Source organism: Rhodococcus sp. EPR-134, from assembly GCF_001647205.1.
In the GTDB taxonomy this organism is placed as follows: domain Bacteria; phylum Actinomycetota; class Actinomycetes; order Mycobacteriales; family Mycobacteriaceae; genus Rhodococcus_F; species Rhodococcus_F qingshengii.
The window spans coordinates 1-1,639 of the sequence record NZ_LVCT01000608.1 but is presented as its reverse complement, the minus strand read 5'-3'; the positions used below and the strand labels follow the sequence as shown (position 1 = coordinate 1,639).

Here is a 1,639-nt window from a genome sequence, read left to right as displayed (position 1 = left end):
CTTCACTGCCGAAATGGCCGGCGTCTTCAAACCAGATCCGAAGATCTACCACCTGGCCGCTCGATATCTCGGGTACGACCCGGCCGAGATCATGATGGTTGCCAGTCACAAATATGACATCCGGGCGGCCAAAGCTCTCGGATTCCGCACAGCCTTCATAGCTCGACCACTCGAATTCGGAGCCAGGGGCAATCCCGATGTGTCCTTCTCCGACGAGTTCGACATCAACGCCGAGGACTTTCTCGATCTGGCAGCGCAATTGGTCCACTGATCCCGTGCCTGCGCGTCGTTGCTGGTATTCCTACGTGAAGGAATATCGAAACGGACAGGCGGTTTGGAATTCATGGGCACCAAGGAAGACAGCGCTACCCGCGAACGCAAGGCCCTGCGGTACTCGCTCGTGGTCGCAACGGCGTTGGCTGTGCTCGCCGCATTCTGGGGCTGGATCTCGCAGTCCCAGGTGATCCTGCTCGACGGTGTGTACGCCCTCATCGGAATGGTGTTGACGGCGCTCTCACTGCGGGTCTCGCGGATAGCCGACTCGGGCCCCACCGCACGCTTCCCGTTCGGTAAGGAGGCATTGATCCCGGTCGTCATCGCTGTCCAGGGCATGGCACTACTGGCGACGCTCGCCTACGCTGCAGTCGAGGCAGTTCGTGTCATCCTCGCGGGCGGAGCCGACGTCACCGCGGGGTCTCTGGTGGCATACGGCGCTGTCAGCGCGGTGGTGTCGATCATCATCTGGCGCTACGTCCGACAAGTCGACCGCACATCTGATCTGCTCGTCGCCGAAGCCAGGCAATGGGGAGCGTCGGCTGCCTTCAGCGCGCTGGTCGCAGTCGGTGCTGTCGTCGCAATGATCCTGGGCCGCACCGATTTCTCCGACGCCGACCGATATGTCGACTCCGTCTTGGTCCTCCTCGGCTGCGCGATGCTGGTCCCGCAACCGTACGCACTTCTGCGAACCGCACTGATCGAACTCCTCGAAGGTGCTCCCGGCGAAAACGTTCAGGCCCGCGTGCACGATGCCATCGCCGTCGTCCGCGACGAATTCGGCTTGGACGAACCGACTCTCACCATGAGCAAGGTGGGTCGCAAGCTGTATGTCGAAGCGACGTTCATGGTCGCGCCACACAGCTGGGACATCGACGGTGAAGACGCAGTACGACGCTCGTTCGCCACCAGCCTCGCCGATCTCCCCTACGAACCGTGGCTGAACATCGAACTGACTACAGATCCGGCGCTGATGCTCTAGCGACGGAATCTGCTCTCGAACAACAGAATCACGACGGCCGGGCCCACCTCACCTTCTCGAAAAGACCCTTGACTCGAAAGTATGTTCGAGTATGATGGAAGGTGGAACGGGGGGGTTCTCATGACGATCAACATCACCGACGAAGATACTGTCACCGACGTGGTCAACAACTCCGCCGTGGGTGTGCGCGGACGATTGTGGCGGCTTCACCCCAGCGACGTCCGCGAGATCGCCATCACCGCGTCAGCGGAAATCCTTCGCCTGGAAGCCATTCGAGTCGCCGCCGTCGACACCCTGACGTTGAACCCGGACGAACAAGTACTCTGCTACCGCGGCACCGGACAATGGCTCGCGAACCACACCATGCTGCAGATCTCCACCGGC

Annotated in this window: 2 protein-coding genes and 1 pseudogene; all 3 read left to right on the top strand. The window is 61.2% G+C overall.

Features of this window, described 5'->3' with window-relative positions; all coding sequences use genetic code 11:
• A partial coding sequence (locus A2J01_RS26755) for an HAD-IA family hydrolase (protein ID WP_156519420.1) occupies positions 1–271 on the top strand: 271 nt, incomplete at its 5' end.
• A gap of 72 nt (positions 272–343) precedes the next feature.
• Positions 344–1,255, top strand: a complete 912-nt coding sequence (locus tag A2J01_RS26750; protein WP_064113954.1) for a cation transporter — start codon at positions 344–346, stop codon at positions 1,253–1,255.
• A 120-nt stretch (positions 1,256–1,375) separates the two neighbouring features.
• Positions 1,376–1,639 (top strand): annotated as a pseudogene (locus A2J01_RS26745) (HNH endonuclease); the annotation flags it as partial.